The organism is Natronorubrum halobium, assembly GCF_051351675.1.
Classification (GTDB): domain Archaea; phylum Halobacteriota; class Halobacteria; order Halobacteriales; family Natrialbaceae; genus Natronorubrum.
In genome coordinates this window covers 3,356,388-3,371,445 of sequence record NZ_CP195595.1, presented here as the reverse complement: position 1 = coordinate 3,371,445, position 15,058 = coordinate 3,356,388, and the positions used below count along the sequence as shown (strand labels likewise).

16 protein-coding genes are annotated in these 15,058 nt (G+C 66.1%); 11 read left to right on the top strand and 5 right to left on the bottom strand.

What is annotated here, in order from left to right; translation table 11 throughout:
* The first annotated feature begins 121 nt into the window (after window positions 1–121).
* Entirely contained in the window at window positions 122–619 is a 498-nt protein-coding gene (locus tag ACSFC7_RS16705) for a Mov34/MPN/PAD-1 family protein (RefSeq protein WP_436343955.1), read from the top strand.
* Between the two features lie 87 nt (window positions 620–706).
* Window positions 707–1,138, top strand: coding sequence for an adenylyltransferase/cytidyltransferase family protein (locus ACSFC7_RS16700; protein WP_436343954.1), 432 nt, complete (start codon window positions 707–709; stop codon window positions 1,136–1,138).
* A gap of 42 nt (window positions 1,139–1,180) precedes the next feature.
* Here the strand turns inward: ACSFC7_RS16700 and ACSFC7_RS16695 are convergent, their stop codons facing one another.
* Window positions 1,181–1,510, bottom strand: coding sequence for a hypothetical protein (locus ACSFC7_RS16695; protein ID WP_436343953.1), 330 nt, complete (start codon window positions 1,508–1,510; stop codon window positions 1,181–1,183).
* Window positions 1,511–2,038: 528 nt separating this feature from the next.
* Window positions 2,039–2,194, bottom strand: coding sequence for a hypothetical protein (locus ACSFC7_RS16690; RefSeq protein ID WP_436343952.1), 156 nt, complete (start codon window positions 2,192–2,194; stop codon window positions 2,039–2,041).
* A 379-nt stretch (window positions 2,195–2,573) separates the two neighbouring features.
* Between ACSFC7_RS16690 and ilvD the strand changes: the two genes are divergently transcribed.
* Window positions 2,574–4,415 carry a dihydroxy-acid dehydratase gene (gene ilvD / locus ACSFC7_RS16685; RefSeq protein ID WP_436343951.1) on the top strand — a complete coding sequence of 614 codons (1,842 nt, stop codon included), beginning with the start codon at window positions 2,574–2,576 and terminating at the stop codon, window positions 4,413–4,415.
* Window positions 4,416–4,675: 260 nt separating this feature from the next.
* On the opposite strand, the gene mobA is transcribed toward ilvD, so the two are convergent.
* Together mobA and ACSFC7_RS16675 are read right to left on the bottom strand one after the other, a co-directional pair.
* Window positions 4,676–5,326, bottom strand: coding sequence for a molybdenum cofactor guanylyltransferase (gene mobA, locus ACSFC7_RS16680; protein WP_436343950.1), 651 nt, complete (start codon window positions 5,324–5,326; stop codon window positions 4,676–4,678).
* Between the two features lie 169 nt (window positions 5,327–5,495).
* Window positions 5,496–6,197 (bottom strand): glycosyltransferase, encoded by a 702-nt coding sequence (locus ACSFC7_RS16675; RefSeq protein WP_436343949.1) that lies wholly within the window; start codon window positions 6,195–6,197, stop codon window positions 5,496–5,498.
* Between the two features lie 174 nt (window positions 6,198–6,371).
* On the opposite strand from ACSFC7_RS16675, the gene ACSFC7_RS16670 reads away from it, so the two are divergent.
* From ACSFC7_RS16670 to ACSFC7_RS16650, 5 genes are all read left to right on the top strand, one after another.
* Window positions 6,372–7,352, top strand: a complete 981-nt coding sequence (locus ACSFC7_RS16670; protein WP_436343948.1) for a beta-ribofuranosylaminobenzene 5'-phosphate synthase family protein — start codon at window positions 6,372–6,374, stop codon at window positions 7,350–7,352.
* Window positions 7,353–7,565: 213 nt separating this feature from the next.
* Window positions 7,566–8,402: an RAD55 family ATPase gene (locus ACSFC7_RS16665; RefSeq protein ID WP_436343947.1), complete on the top strand. Its 837-nt coding sequence runs from the start codon at window positions 7,566–7,568 to the stop codon at window positions 8,400–8,402.
* 206 nt (window positions 8,403–8,608) lie between these two features.
* On the top strand, window positions 8,609–9,487 hold the full coding sequence (locus ACSFC7_RS16660) for a hypothetical protein (RefSeq protein WP_436343946.1): 879 nt from the start codon (window positions 8,609–8,611) through the stop codon (window positions 9,485–9,487).
* Window positions 9,484–9,864: a hypothetical protein gene (locus ACSFC7_RS16655; RefSeq protein ID WP_436343945.1), complete on the top strand. Its 381-nt coding sequence runs from the start codon at window positions 9,484–9,486 to the stop codon at window positions 9,862–9,864. The genes ACSFC7_RS16660 and ACSFC7_RS16655 overlap by 4 nt, the downstream gene beginning before the upstream one ends.
* Window positions 9,865–10,039: 175 nt before the next feature.
* A complete protein-coding gene (locus ACSFC7_RS16650; protein WP_436343944.1) occupies window positions 10,040–10,369 on the top strand; it encodes a transcription factor S in 330 nt (109 codons plus the stop codon).
* Window positions 10,370–11,010: 641 nt separating this feature from the next.
* On the opposite strand, the gene ACSFC7_RS16645 is transcribed toward ACSFC7_RS16650, so the two are convergent.
* Complete coding sequence (locus tag ACSFC7_RS16645; RefSeq protein WP_436343943.1) at window positions 11,011–11,427, bottom strand: DUF5518 domain-containing protein; 417 nt, start codon at window positions 11,425–11,427, stop codon at window positions 11,011–11,013.
* Between the two features lie 351 nt (window positions 11,428–11,778).
* On the opposite strand from ACSFC7_RS16645, the gene ACSFC7_RS16640 reads away from it, so the two are divergent.
* The 3 genes from ACSFC7_RS16640 (at window position 11,779) to ACSFC7_RS16630 (ending at window position 15,036) form a co-directional block, all read left to right on the top strand.
* Window positions 11,779–12,042: a HalOD1 output domain-containing protein gene (locus tag ACSFC7_RS16640; protein WP_436343942.1), complete on the top strand. Its 264-nt coding sequence runs from the start codon at window positions 11,779–11,781 to the stop codon at window positions 12,040–12,042.
* Window positions 12,043–12,248: 206 nt separating this feature from the next.
* Window positions 12,249–13,595 (top strand): DNA polymerase Y family protein, encoded by a 1,347-nt coding sequence (locus ACSFC7_RS16635; RefSeq protein WP_436343941.1) that lies wholly within the window; start codon window positions 12,249–12,251, stop codon window positions 13,593–13,595.
* A gap of 136 nt (window positions 13,596–13,731) precedes the next feature.
* On the top strand, window positions 13,732–15,036 hold the full coding sequence (locus ACSFC7_RS16630; protein WP_436343940.1) for a J domain-containing protein: 1,305 nt from the start codon (window positions 13,732–13,734) through the stop codon (window positions 15,034–15,036).
* The last annotated feature ends 22 nt before the right edge of the window (window positions 15,037–15,058 follow it).

The window sequence follows — 15,058 nt, the reverse complement described above, 5'->3', positions numbered from 1 at the left end:
TCCGTCGAGTCCGCGCATCCGTCGAGTCCGTCCAGTCGATGCGCCGGGCGACTCCCTCGACCGGAACGCGAACGGGACGCCCATCGGAACGTTTAGCAACCGCAAGCACTCAGGTCGTGACATGGGGCTGTTCGACGCGCTGTTTCGCTCGAGCGAGATTCTCGGTATCGCCGAGGAGACGCTCGAGTTCGCCATCGAGTCCTCGGACGCGTCTCACCCGAACGAGTACATGGGATTCCTCCGGGGGACGGAGGCGGACCGACTGGGGCTCGACAGTGACGGACTCGTCATCACGGACATTCTCGTGGTTCCCGGCACCGAGTCCAACAGCGTCAGCGCGACGGTCAAGACGAGTCAGATTCCGAACGACGTGAAGGCGCTCGGCAGCGTCCACTCCCACCCCAACGGCGTGATCAGCCCGAGCGCCGCGGACTTGGAGACGTTCGGTCGGGGCAGCGTCCACATCATCATCGGCGCGCCGTACCGCCGCTCCGACTGGCAAGCGTTCGATTCGCGGGGCCAGCCCACCCAGTTGAACGTGGTCGACGTGGACCTCCCCGAGACAGAGGACTTTTTCGACTTTACGCAGGCGGATATCGACGACGAACTCAGACGTTAGTATGATTCTCGAGACGACTCCGACGACGACGACCGTATCCACGACTACACTCGCGACGAGCCGTTCGGCCAGCCGCCGGAGGCGGACATGACGCGGACGGTCATCGCCCAGGGAACGTTCGACATCATCCACCCCGGCCACGTCCACTACCTCGAGGAGGCCGCGGCGATGGGCGACGAACTGTACGTCATCGTCGCTCGCAAGGCGAACGTCGACCACAAGGAGGCGCCGATCTGTCCCGCGACGCAACGTCGGGACGTCGTCAACGCCCTCGAGGCCGTCGACGAGGCGATCCTCGGCCACGAGGAGGACATCTTCGTCCCGATCGAGGAGATCGATCCCGACGTGATCACGCTGGGCCACGATCAGCACCACGACGACGACGCGATCGAGGCCGAACTCGAGCGCCGCGGGATCGACTGCACCGTCGAGCGCGCGAGCGGGCGCGAAGCCGCCGACGAGGACGAGATTCTCTCGACGCGGCTGATCATCGATCGGATCCTCGAGCGGCGAGGCTAACGGCTACGGTCGGCTTCGGAGGGAGGTTTTGGCAAAAACGGTTCAGCTGAGCGAGAGCCGCGAACTGGTCAGGTCGTCGAACCCGACCCGGTCGACGACTACTCCGACGAGGATGTCGCGATTCCGGACTGCCGCGGGTTCGGCCTCGTCCCCGGCGATAGCGACGACGACTGCGAACTGTGGGCCGTCGACCAGGGTGCTGCGACGCTGTACGTCATCGAACCGGACGGTGACGACTTCGCGGCCACCGAAGAGATCGGTCTCGATGACGGAACGCGAGAGACACCGTACGTAGTCGACTCCGACTCCGAGTTCCGCTACGGCGGCTCTGTTGAAATTCCATTCTTCAGATATATTCTTAGCGTGAAACACACGCTCACTACACGTGCGTACTGATCGGTCCGAACGGTACCACGGAGGGAAACTTCGAGCCGGTATCTTATTGGGGTTATACACTCGAGAACAGCTATGATCGGCACAGGGACTCTTATTATCGCAATTACGTTCGTCGTTGCGATGGTGCTGACTCTGGGTATGCTGCTACGATTGCTGGAAGATGCTGATGGGCTATGATTGTCCTGTACGTACCCCGAAGGGGCAAACCTATCATATTCTAAGGGTTTCAACGGAACCCTACAGCGAGAATCCGAGTGCCAGCGGCGCGAAGACCCTAGATCGTCCGCGTCGAAGACTACGAGATCGTCGGAGAGTTCGACACCGGTGCCGGATCGCACTTCGCCGGCGTCGACCCCGACGGCGAATAACTCACAGAGTTCGGCGGCGGGAGTAGTCGACGGTCGGTTTTCGAGGTAGTATCCGAGATGGCCGTTGGAACCGCGGAGTCGGATGCAGACTAGAGCCGTGAGTCACCCGCTACCGGCAGAGACAGCGCGTACGGACTCAGTTTTCCAGAACGACCGGCGGCGGGAGTCTGATCGAGTCGACCGTGTGCCCCGTCTCTACGAAGTGGTCGATCGCGCGTTTCGAGACCTCCTCCGGCGTAAATCCCTCCTCCGTGCTCGCGTGCCAGTCACACTCCAGACAGTATTTGTACATCTGTCGGTCTTACACAGTACTCGACGATAGAGGGTTGAAAGCGTCGTGCAGGAAATCGACGGTCCATGCGCTCGCCTGCGAAGGAAAGTCACGGGTGGAAACGAGTCACATTCCGTGAGGAATAGTTGAATAACACGCGATCGAATACGGTCGTCGAGCGTGCGATCGAATTCCCGAGCGCGAGTCCGCCCACGCCGCCGTGTAACATACGCGATGGCGCAGTTGGCGATCGAACACGTCGGCGATCGACCCGTCGCGGGGTGACTGCAATCGGCGGCCGATTCGTCGCGGCGACCGACCGAAGGTGTTCGATCGCGATTTGAAGGGAGCGAGTTCCGGTATCCGGGGCCTTTAAGCGCCGACGTGGCTATCTCCCGGTATGAGCCAACAGCCCGAGCAGCGATCGCCCGCGGAGGGCAAATCCGAGGAGTTGCCGAGCAACGAGGTCACGGAGGGGGTCGAGCGGGCCCCTCACCGTGCGATGTTCCGCGCGATGGGGTACGACGACGAGGATCTGTCCTCGCCGATGATCGGCGTCGCGAACCCGGCCGCCGACATCACGCCCTGTAACGTCCATCTGGACGACGTGGCCCGGTCCGCCTACGACGCCGTCGACGACGCCGACGGCATGCCCATCGAGTTCGGAACGATCACCATCTCCGACGCCATCTCGATGGGGACCGAGGGGATGAAGGCCTCGCTGATCTCGCGGGAGGTCATCGCCGACTCCGTCGAACTGGTCGCCTTCGGCGAGCGGATGGACGGGCTCGTCACCATCGGCGGCTGCGACAAGAACATGCCCGGGATGATGATGGCCGCGATCCGGACCGACCTGCCGAGCGTGTTCCTCTACGGCGGCTCCATCATGCCCGGCGAGCACGAGGGACGGGAGATCACCGTTCAGAACGTCTTTGAGGGCGTCGGCTCAGTGGCCAACGGCGAAATGTCCGAGGAGGAACTCGACGAGATGGAGCACAACGCCTGCCCCGGCGCCGGCTCTTGCGGCGGGATGTTCACCGCCAACACGATGGCGTCGATCTCCGAAACGATCGGCTTCGCGCCGCTCGGCTCGTCCTCGCCGCCCGCCGAGGACGAGGCCCGCTACGAGGTCGCCCGCGAGAGCGGCGAACTCGCCGTCGAGGCCGTCCACGAGCAACGGAAACCCTCGGACTTCCTCTCCCGGGAGTCCTTCGAGAACGCCATCGCGCTGCAGGTGGCCATCGGCGGCTCGACCAACGCCGTGCTCCACCTGCTGGCGATGGCCGCCGAGGCCGGCGTCGACCTCGACATCGAGGACTTCAACGAGATCAGCGGCCGAACGCCGAAGATCGCCAAGCTCCAGCCCAGCGGCGCGCGCGTGATGAACGACCTCCACGAGGTCGGCGGCGTGCCGGTCGTCCTGCGGGAGCTGCTGGAGGCTGACCTGCTCTACGGCGACGCGCTGACCGTCACCGGCGAGACGATGGCCGAGGCGCTCGAGCGCATCGACCCGCCGCGAATCGAGGACAGCGAGGCGCGGAGCGCCTCGGATAGTTCGAGTAGCGCGGAACGTAGTTCCGCGGACAGTCACGCGGCGAAGCCGCGAGACAACGGCGACGAGCCGCGAGAAACCGTCGACGCCGACTTCCTCTACACCGTCGACGACCCGATCCACGAGCGCGGTGCGATCCGCATCCTCACGGGGAACCTCGCGCCCGACGGCGCCGTCATCAAGATCACCGGCGAGGACCACCTCCATCACGAAGGACCGGTCCGGATCTTCGAGGAGGAGGAGAAGGCCATGGCGTACGTCCAGGAGGGCCGCGTCGACTCCGGCGACGTGATCGGCATCCGCAACGAGGGCCCCCGCGGCGGTCCCGGCATGCGCGAGATGCTCGGCGTCACGTCGGCCGTCGCCGGTCAGGGCCACGCCGAGGACGTGGCGCTGTTCACCGACGGCCGGTTCTCCGGTGCCACTCGAGGCTTCTCCATCGGTCACGTCGCACCGGAGGCCGCCGCCGGCGGTCCCATCGCGGCACTCGAGGACGGCGACACGATCACCATCGACATCGACGAACTCGAGCTGTCCGTCGATCTCTCCGACGAGGAAATCGAGCAGCGACTCGAGGACCACGACCTGCCCGAACCCAACTACACGAGCGGCGTGCTGGCGAAGTACGGCCAGACGTTCGACTCCGCGGCCAACGGTGCCGTGACGAATCCCGGCGCGAAGCAGGACTGACCACAAATACCGCGCCGAAGGCGCGGTTTCGCTGTCATCGAACGCAGTGAGGTGGCAGCTTTTTCAACCACGTTCGCGAGAGCGAGGCTCTCGCGAGCCCGCCAGAAATCGTAGATTTCTGGAGACGTTTTTGGACGAGGGGTGTCCGCGGCGAGCGAAGCGAGCGCGGACACCCGAGGAGAAAAAGATGGAACTGGTGCCGTGACGAACCCCGGCGCGAAGCAGGACTGACGGTTCGGAACTGGTTTTCGAAGCGGTGGTTATTCGCTATCGACGCTCGCTGCGGACTGCTCGAGCCACCGCGTCGCGCCCCGTAGCGCCTCCCGCGTGTCGATGCTATCGAACGTTCGGTCGGACACGTCCTCGAGATCGGCTTCGTCGACCGTCACGATATCGAGACGTTCGAGTGCATCCATCACTCGGCCGTCCTCGGCCGCCAGTCGTTGCTCGCAGATTCGTGCCATCGTCTCGACGTGGTAGACGGCCTGCGTCGGCTGCCACCAGCCGTCCGCGAGTCGGACGACGGCGGCGTCGCGTCCGCGTGCGCGCTCGTGAAGACGCTCGAGCAGGGTCGGATCGACGAACGGCGTGTCACAGGCGACGACGGCCGCGTACTCGCGATCGAACGCCTCGAGACCGACCTGCATCCCCGAAAGCGGGCCGCGGTCGGGAATCGGATCGGTCGCGTAGCGGGGGGCGACGTCGCTGTCCGAGAGCGCGCGTCGAATCGCTTCGAGTTGGTCGGCCCGACAGTTGACCACGAGGTCGTCCGTCACCGACCCGACCCGGTCGACGACCCGCCGGATCATCGGCGTTCCGGCGAGGTCGGCGACGGCCTTGTCGGCCTCGCCGAAGCGCGTGGAGTAGCCGCCGGCGAGAACGACGCCCCCGAGTGAGCCGTTGCTCGTCACGTCCGGTCGCTACGTATCACGGTCGTATAAAGACACATCGACGTTCCCGTTCCGCTGGAGGTCGGGGGACACACTACGGTGGGTCGATCACCGCTCGCCGATCGGAGTTGCAGGACGTGCGCTCGAGTCCGCGACAGGGGAACGAATGTGCGCTCGAGTCCGCGACAGGTCACCGAAAGTGGGCTCGAGTCGGCGAGAGTCCGGGGATCACGTACTCGAGGTAACCCACGCAGTACGCGAGAAAGAGGGGGAGATACCCCTCTTCGCGCTGGCGACGAGCCGAGGTCTCGACCGGGCAGGTGTGGTCGTAGACGACCAGGCCCTCTTCGCGCAATCGCAGCGAGAGGTCGGTGTCCTCGAGAAAGGAGAGCGACTCGTCGAAGCCGTCGATCGCCTCGAACGCCGAGCGGCGGACGCTACAGTTACAGCCCGGTTGCTGGACGAAGCCGACGGGCCAGCTGACGCGGTACCACCAGTCCGAGAGGACCCGAAAGAGCGCTCTGTGCCGGATCGCGTCCGTGAGCGGGCGAAACGGCCCGCCGACGCCGACGACGGACGGGGTCGCGTAGTGGCGCCAGTGGCGTCGAACCCACGTTGGGGGAACGACGGTATCCGCATCGGTAAACAACAGTAACTCTCCGGTGGTCGCCGCCGCACCCCGATTTCGAGCGGTCCCCGGCCCGTTTTCCCGTTCGTCGACGAGCACGCGGTCGGTGATCGAATGCTCGCGAGCGGCGGCCAGCGTCGCCGGTCCGTTGGCGACCACGACGACCTCGAGACTGCCGTCGAACACCTGATCCGCGAGCGAGTCGAGCGTTCGCTCGAGGTGCCCCTCCTCGCGGGCAGGGACGACGACCGAGGCGGAGTTCATCAGCAGTGACTGTCGCCGCGAGCGATATAGTCGCTGCGTCTCCGCTATTCGTAGGCCGTCGGCTCCGCGGGTTGCACGATCCACCGTAGCCACGTCGCGTCCACCGTAGCCGCGACGTTCACAGTCGTTGCCACCGTCGAAATCCCCTTCCCGGGGGGCTTCGTAGCGCCGTGCATGACGACCGCGACCGTCACCGCAGGCGCGCGACTCCACGTCGGCTTTCAGAACCTCTCGCTCGCGCGGCGACGACTCTACGGCGGCATCGGCGTCGGTCTCGAGGAGCCGCGCATGACGGTCACGGCCGAACCCGGATACGGCGTCGAGAGCGACGATCCGCTGGTCCGGGAGTACGCCTCCCGAGCCGTCGACGTCCTCGACGTTCCCGGCGTCTCAGTCGCGCTCGAGGATCGCCTCCCTCGCCACGTCGGGCTCGGAAGCGGGACCCAACTCGCCCTGTCGGTGCTCGCCGCCGCGGCGCGCGCACACGGTCTGGAACCGGATATCCGTGAGCAGGCCCCCGCGATGGGTCGCGGCGGTCGCAGCGGCGTCGGCGTCGGAACGTTCGAGGACGGCGGCTTCGTCGTCGACGCCGGCCACCCGACGAATCGATTTACGACCGAGCCGCCGGCCGAAGGCGACTGGACGGTCCCGCCGGTCGTCGCCCGACACGAGATCCCCGACGAGTGGCGATTCCTCGTCGTCGTGCCCGACGCCGAACCCGGCCGCAGCGGCGACGACGAGGACGCGAGCATGCGTTCGGTCGTCGAACGCGCCGATCCCGCCGTCGCCGACGAGATCGCCGGTGTGGTCACCCGGAAACTGCTCCCGGCCGCCGCCGAGGGCCGACTCGAGCCCTTCGGCGAGGCCATCGCCGAGATCGGCCGCAAGAACGGGGCGTGGTACGCCGACGCCCAGGGTGGCGTCTTCCGGCCGCCCGCGGGGACGCTCGTCGAAACGCTCGAAGAGTGCCCGGTCTGTACCGGCGTCGGCCAGTCGTCGTGGGGACCCGTCGTCTACGGCGTGACGGACCGCACGCACGCCGACGAAGCCGAATCGGCGGCTCGAGATGCGCTGGCGGATAACGGACTCGAGGGACGGGTTATTCTGGCGGAAGCGGCCTCGAGCGGGGCTCGAGTCCGGACTGACGGCAATTGAGCATCCACCGTGCGGTGGCGCGCGCTGGGCGGCGGCGAGCGAACAGCGAGCCGGAGTCCGAAATTGCGTGAGGAATGAACGAGCGAATCGGCTGGGGAGGGTGTGGAAATCACCGGTGCCAGTGTGTGCAGCGTGTTCCCCGAATCGGTAACAGAGACTCACGGCCACCGTAACTGCCACAACGAGTAAGCGGACTCGAACGAATCCCACCCTATGAAACGGCTTCCGTTCGGCGTCTCGCGGCTCGATCGGACGATCGGCGGCGGCGCCCCCGCCGGCAGCGTCGTGTTGATCGCGGGCGAGGCCGGGGCCGGCGCGCGGGAGTTTTGCTACACCGCCGCGGCGATGAACGGCCTCGTCAGGGCCGATCCCGGCCAGTTCGAGCGCTACTACGGCGACCTCGAGGCCGAAGCGACACTCCCCGACGACGTGCACTACGTCTCGTTCACCGACGAACGCGGCGCGATCGTCGACGAGATGCGGTACGTCCTGGAGGACGACCTCGTCGATGCGGGCATGGCCGACGTCTCGGTCGTCGAACTCGCCGAGGCGTACTTTCAGGTGACGCCCGTCCCGACGGCGTGGTACGCCGATCGGACGACCGATATCACCGACCTCGGTGACCGGACCGGTCGACGCGACGTCCTCGAGACCTTCGGGGACTACCTGACCGAGCACGCGGCGGACAGCCTCGTCGTGATCGATTCCGTCTCGGACCTCGTCGCGGCCGCGGACGAGCAGTTCGGGTGGTCGGACCTGACCGTCCTCCTGAAGGGGCTCAAGCGCGCGGCCCACCGCTGGGGCGGCGTCATCTTACTGCTGGTCACCACGGACGTCCTCGAGCCCACCGAGTACGGGCGATTGAAGGAAGCGACCGACGGCACGCTCTCCTTCGAGTGGGAGAGCGGCGGCTCGGAGCGGGCCCGGACGCTCGTCGTCGAGCAGTTCCGGGGGGTCCTCTCGCGACTCGAGGACGAGAACATCGTCCGCTTCGAGACCGAAATTCGGGACAGCGGGTTCGACATCAGCAACGTTCGCAAGATTCGGTAGATCGGCCGCGAGATCCGGTGGGTCAGCCGCAAAATGCCGGCGTATCGACCCCAGATCTCGCACGCCGACGACCGGGTTCGGCAGGCCGACCGTACGATTTCGGCTACGCTAATCTCGAGAACACCGTCGAGACGCCCTCTCGGACGCATATCGAGCGGTGAGTCCGAACCAACCCTTAAGCCCGTCTCGACCGACTATCGCATATCATGTCGAGCGAGAACGATAGCGGCATCTCGTTTGCGGTCCCCGGCGAGGTGAACGACTGGCTCGCTCGCGAAGCCGACCGACGCGGACAGAGTCGCGACGACGTCTGCCGACAGCTGGTGGCTGCAGCCCACGCCATCGCGACCGACGACGACTTCAGCCCGACCGATCTCGAGGACGTCGCGGCCCTGCAGACACAGATCGAGACCCAGCGTGGGGAGTTCACGGACCTCCTCGAGGACGTTCGCGCTCGCGTCGTGCAGGTCAAACGCGAGACCGACGCCAAAGCGCCGGTCGGCCACGAGCACGCCGCGTACGCCAGCGACGACGACCTCGGGGCGCTCCGGTCGGATCTCGAGACGCTCGAGTCGACCGTCGACGACGGGTTCGAGAACTTCGAAGCCGTCCTCGAGCACCTGTTCGACGAGACCGAGACGCTCGCGGAGCACGCGACGCTGCTGGCGACCGCCGTCGTCGACCTCCGGGAACGACGCGAGGCCGCCGCTCGCCGTCGTGCTCGCCGAGCGGCGGCCGACCGGCTCAAGCGCGCGGCGAATCAGTTGGGCGTCCGAACGGCCGTCTGTGACGCCTGCGACGAGCGAGTCGATATCGCGCTCCTGACCGAAGCCGCGTGTCCCCACTGCGCGAGCGGGATCGCGGAAGTCGTCGAGCGCACCTCCTTTTTCGGCTCGCACACGCTCGAGACGGGCGAACCACCGGCGCTCGAGGGCCAGGTCGAACCCGCCGACGCGTCGGCGGCGGCCGTCTTCGACGCCGTCGAAGCGGACGTTGCGACGGAAGAATCGACGGTCGACGGCGAGCGAGACGGCTCGAGTGTGGGATCCGTCGCCGACGCGAACCCGGAGGGGTCGACTCGATGATCGATCCCGACGATTCCGGTGATCGAGACACCGGTACCGCCGGTTCTGGTAAAAGAGGCACCGAGATCCCCGATACCGGCGCAGAGTCGGACCCGATCGACCGGACCGGTCCGCTCAGCGATCTGGCAACGGCGGCCGACGAACGGCGAGCGACGGACCGGACCCGAGAGCGAGACGGCGACGTCGCGTCTCGGTCGGCGTCCGACCCGGAGTTCGACGAACTGTTCGACCGCGAGGACGTCACCGAGATCGACGCCGAACGGCTCTGGGCGGCGCTCGAGGCCGACGACGGCGCTCCGCCCGGCGGGTTCGACGACCGGGAAATCCGCGAGATCGACAGCGGGAGCTACTGCCACCAGTGCGAGCACTTCTCGTAGCCGCCGGTCGTCGCGTGTACCCGCGAGGAGACCGACATTCTCGAGCTGCCCGCACTCGAGACGTTTCGGGTCGCCGACTGTCCCGTGGTTCTCGAGGACGAGCGACTCGAGCGAGGCCACTGACGGGGATCGGGACGTCAGTATCCTTTTGCGCCTCGACCCGCTACGAGCGGGTATGCAGTTCTGCGACGACTGCGGTTCGATGATGAAAGCCGACGGTGACCACATGGTCTGTACGAACGACGACTGTGGCGCCTCGAGCGAGCGCGACCGCGATCGCGAGAGCGAGTTCGTCTCGACCGAGTCCCAGACGGACGACGAAGTGATCGAGTCGGACGCGAACGCCAACTTCGAGGGGAAACCGAAGGCGACGGACGTGGTCTGTGACGAGTGCGGGAATCAGGAGGCCTGGTACACGCTCAAGCAGACGGCTTCGGCCGACGAGCCGCCGACGCGATTCTTCAAGTGCACCGAGTGCGGGAAGCGGTGGCGCGGCTACAACTAAGACCACGTCTCTCGGGTGCGTCGCACCCGTTCGGCTGCTCCCGGAACCTGCGGATCTCGCGCTTTCTCCGACAGTGCCAGGCGTAGCGCCGCTTACTCGACGTCGTCAGGATCCTCGGCGACGAGCGTGTGATCCGTTTCCCGACCGTGCTCGATCATCACTTCCGAAGATTTGTTCCCTTCCCTCGTGACCACCTTCGAAAAGGCGCACTCGGTACACGCGATACGAATCCTCTCAGTACGTTGCTCGGGGCTCATTGCGACCATTCCGTCGACAATTCGTCTTTGTGGGTATTCGATACCCGGAGCGGTAGTCCCGTTCCGTCCGTCGTGACTGCGTTGTTCGTGGTCATATGAGGGAGTCCGTGTCCACTACGATGCGTCCCACAACCGTGACGTGGAGAGAACGAGGTGCGTTCCGTGACGGAACGAGTATCCGGTTCAAACGGCCCCTTCAGCAGTCGGGCGCGAACACACGAGATGAATCGTTATTCCGTTTGATAGGAAGTCACCCGGCGTGTTAAAGGTATGTATATAAATAGCGCGACTCGCCGTCGCTCCTCGAGCGAGACGTACACACCCTGTACCGACCGCGACGTGTACAGGTACCGTCGAATCCCGAAATCGCGCGACTACCGCCGGTCACAGTTCGTTCCTGACGTAGATGCCCAGCACCGCGCCGAGGATACTCAACCCGACCGTGTAGAACGCGCCGAACACCAGGAAGACGACGAACAGCACGCCGAGCGCCGGTGCCGTGTCCCCAATCCCGAGGAAAAATATCGAGGCGAGGAAGCCGAGGACCACGAACGGGACGAGCATGACGAGTCCGGCGAGCGCGCCGACTCGCAGTCCGTCCGCCGGCTCGCCGCCCTCGAGGTAGCCGGCGATCCCGCCTCCGAGCAGCGTCGACCCCGGGACGAACGAGAGAACGACTCCGGCGGCGCCGCCGATCAGCGCGTTGAGCGGGGTACCGAACCCGGACGCGGGTTCGGTCCCGTCCGGATCGGTACCGTAGGTGTCGACGGGTGGCGGCGTGTCGGCTGTGTCGGAGTCCATAGCACGGATTCTCGCCCTACAGGTAAAATAGTTGTCGTTATCGAGACGAGAACGGGATCATCACGCGCTCTCTCGGCGGGAGGGCAGGTGGCTGCGAGCGTGGACAGATTCGAAGGATCATTCCGTTCGTATCGGGGCGACCTCCCTCGACGAGGAACGCCGAGAAACGATGAATCCGCTGGCCGCGTGCCGCTGAAATGACTGACTCCGATACGGTCGATCTCGCCGGTACCGAAGTGAGACGGAATCGGCGGTATGTCTCACGCTGTTAGTAACCCGCTCCGAAGAATTTCACGCCTCATAATATATGTCTGACATAACTCTTTATAATTGAGTCTCGGCTGTCTGGGTATGGTGGGCGATTCAGACGACTGTGCGGACAAACGCGAGTTCGATCCCGAAACCACCACCCCGACTCGAGCCGTCGTGGAAGTTATCGCCGATCTCGAGGACGTCGATACGCTCGAGTTGCCCCCGCTGTACTCGACGATGAACGACCTCCTCGACGAGTTCGCCTCGAATCCGCCGGCCTCGCGGGCGGACGTAGAGATCACGTTCACGTACGAGGGCTATCGCATCACGGTCTACCAGACGGGACTGGTGGAGGTCGATTGACCTCCTCCCACGACTAAAGCCGTGGCCTTTCTCCTGTACTCCGTGTAACGGAGGTTGCTCCGCGTCGGAATCCGAGGCGCTCGAGGCGGGACTACTGTATCGACTCCCTCGCGATCCGGAACGGTCGAGTAACGATTCGCCGCGTCGGTCGCGCCGCCGTCGGACACAACGTTCACAACGATTCGCGCGAACCGATCAGTAGACGAATGACCGACGGGCCGCGACTACCGGGGATCCGGACGGACGACGAGGAGGACCGAATCGTCTGTCACGTCGACGCGGACTGCTTCTACGCCTCCTGCGAGCGACTTCGCGAGCCCGAACTGCGGGGCGAACCCGTCGTCGTCGGCATGGGCTACGAACCCGGCGACACCATCGGTGCCGTCGCCACCGCGAGCTACGAGGCCCGCGAGTTCGGCGTCGAGAGCGCCCAGGCGATCTCGAGCGCGCTCGAGCGGCTGCCCCGACGCGCCGCGGTAGACCCCGACGCCGAGGATCACGACCCCGATCTGACGCCCGAGGAGAGCGGCCACTACCGGCCCGTCGACATGGACTACTACGAGTCGATCGCTGGGGAGGTCCGGGAGATCCTGCACGAGTGTTCCGACACCGTCCGTGAGGTGAGCATCGACGAGGCCTACCTCGACGTCACCGACCGCACCGCCTGGGAGGTCGCGGACGGCTTCGCTCGCCACGTCACGGATCGCATCCGCCGGGAGGTCGGCGTCACCGTCAGCGTCGGCGTCGCGCCGACGATGAGCGCGGCCAAGATCGCCAGCGACTTCGACAAACCCGACGGGCTGATCGTCGTCCGGCCCGGGGAGGTGCGGGAGTTCCTCGCGCCGCTCGAGGTCGACCTGCTCCACGGCGTCGGTCCCGTCACCGCGCGGGCGCTTCGGGAGATGGGGCTCGAGACCGCGGGCGACGTCGCCGAAACCGATCCGAATCCCCTGGTCGAGCGGTTCGGCGAGCGCGGCCGAGAACTGTACGACCGCGCACGCGGGGACGACGACCGCCGAGTCGAACCGAAGGGCGAACCCAAGAGCTTCTCTCGCGAGTCCGCGTTCGCGGAACCGGTCGAGGCGGCGGAGCCGAAGTACGAGCAGATCGAGACGCTCGCGGCGGCCGTCGCCGACCGCGCACAGCGCGAGGGCGCGCTCTACCGGACCGTCGGCGTCAAGGCCGTCACGCCGCCGTACGACGTCAACACCCGCGAGCGCTCCCTGCCGGGGCCGATCGACGACCCCGAACTCGTCGACCGGATCGCCCGCGACCTGTTCACGGAGTTCGAGTCCGAAGCCGTCCGTAAGGTCGGTGTCCGCGTGGCCAACCTCGAGTTCGCCGCAGCCGATCAGGCGAGCCTCGACGGCTGGGAGGGCCACGCGGCCGAACAGCGAGCCGACGGTGGTGACGCGACCGGTACCGACCCCGCCGAGGAGGAACCGGACCCCAGCAGCGAACCCCCCACCGCCGATGAATCGGAGCCGACAGCTGACGAACCCGACTCGACAACCCACGCGGACGGGCAATCGTCGCTCACGGACTTCTCGTGAGGGCAGCCGGACCCCGTCCATCCCGGCCCGCGGCCACAATAGTAAACTCGCTCGAGCGACGACTCGAACTGACTGAACAGAACGGCGTAATTATATTCCTTCGATTACAATCCACACCAGACACTCTGACTCTCACATGACTGAGGATTTCTACGACCTTCTCGACGTCCCGTCCGACGCCCCCCAGGACGACATCAAGGACGCCTATCGCGAACAGGTCCGCGTCTACCACCCCGATCACAACGACGACGAGCGGGCCCGAGCACAGTTTACGGCGGTCAAGAAGGCCTACGACATCCTCGGCGATCCCGTCGAGCGACAGGCCTACGACCGCCTCGGCCACGAAGACTACGTCGCGAAGCGAACCAGCGGGCTCCCCTCGCCCGACGTCTGGAAGAGCAACGACGAGAAGACGAGCACCGCGACCGAGGACGCGTCCGACGACGAGTCGGGGAAGACCTTCACGTACTCGTCCGATTCGAGCGCCTCGAGCGGCGCCGGCTCGTCGACATCCGAATCCAAATCGAAGGCGAAGGCGTCGTCGACCGCCGGTGCGACGGCGACGGGGACGACGGGAACGACGTCGTCGGCGGGTGCCGCGGGAGCGACGGGAACTGGCACTGCGACGGGAACGACGAGCGGGGCCGGTGCCACCGGTTCCGGCGGGACGAACCGATCCGCCGGGTCGACCGACGGCGGAACGAGTCGCGCGACCGCGAGCGCCCGAACCGGCGGCCGGTCCCGCGCCGACTCCGGACGGTTCGGCGACAACGCCGCCGTCCGCTGGTGGCGCCGCCAGAACTTCTCGCTGCCGCTGATCTGGACCTCGGTGTTCGTCTACCTCGCCGGTATCGCTCACTTCTCGCTCGCGAACGATTCCGCACTCGAGGGATTGGCGGCCGAACTGAGCGCCGTCGGTGCCGATCCCGGCGCGCTCCGGGACGTCCTCTCGAGCGGTCGCCACGGCGTCGATTCGACCGTCGGCTATCTCGCCGCGTTCGAACTCGTCGCGCCGCCGCTCGAGCAACCGCTCTGGGAGGGCGCGTTAGCTGGCGTCGTCGCTCTGACGGTCCTCGGCCTGCTCGGCGCTCGAGTCGTTCGTGACGTGGAGACGTGGGGTTCGATATCGATCGACGAGACGATCGTCCTCGCGCTCGCGGTGACCGCGACGACCGTCCTCGTCGGCGGGCCGCTGCTGGCCGGTGCGGTCCTCATGCCGGTGCTGTTCACCGTCATCGTCCGGCACACCCGCCGCGGACCGGGCTGGAAGCCGTCGTACCTGTATATCCTGCCGGTGGTGGCTCCGCTCGCCGGACTCGCGGTCGCGGCTGCCGGCTACGCGACGCTTCCGATCGACCTCCTCGCGTTCGTGATCCTCCCGATCGTCGGCGGACTCGGACTGCCGCTGCGGGCGACGATCCGGAAACGCTTCGGCTGGTAGCTTATACTGTTGGACAAAACGG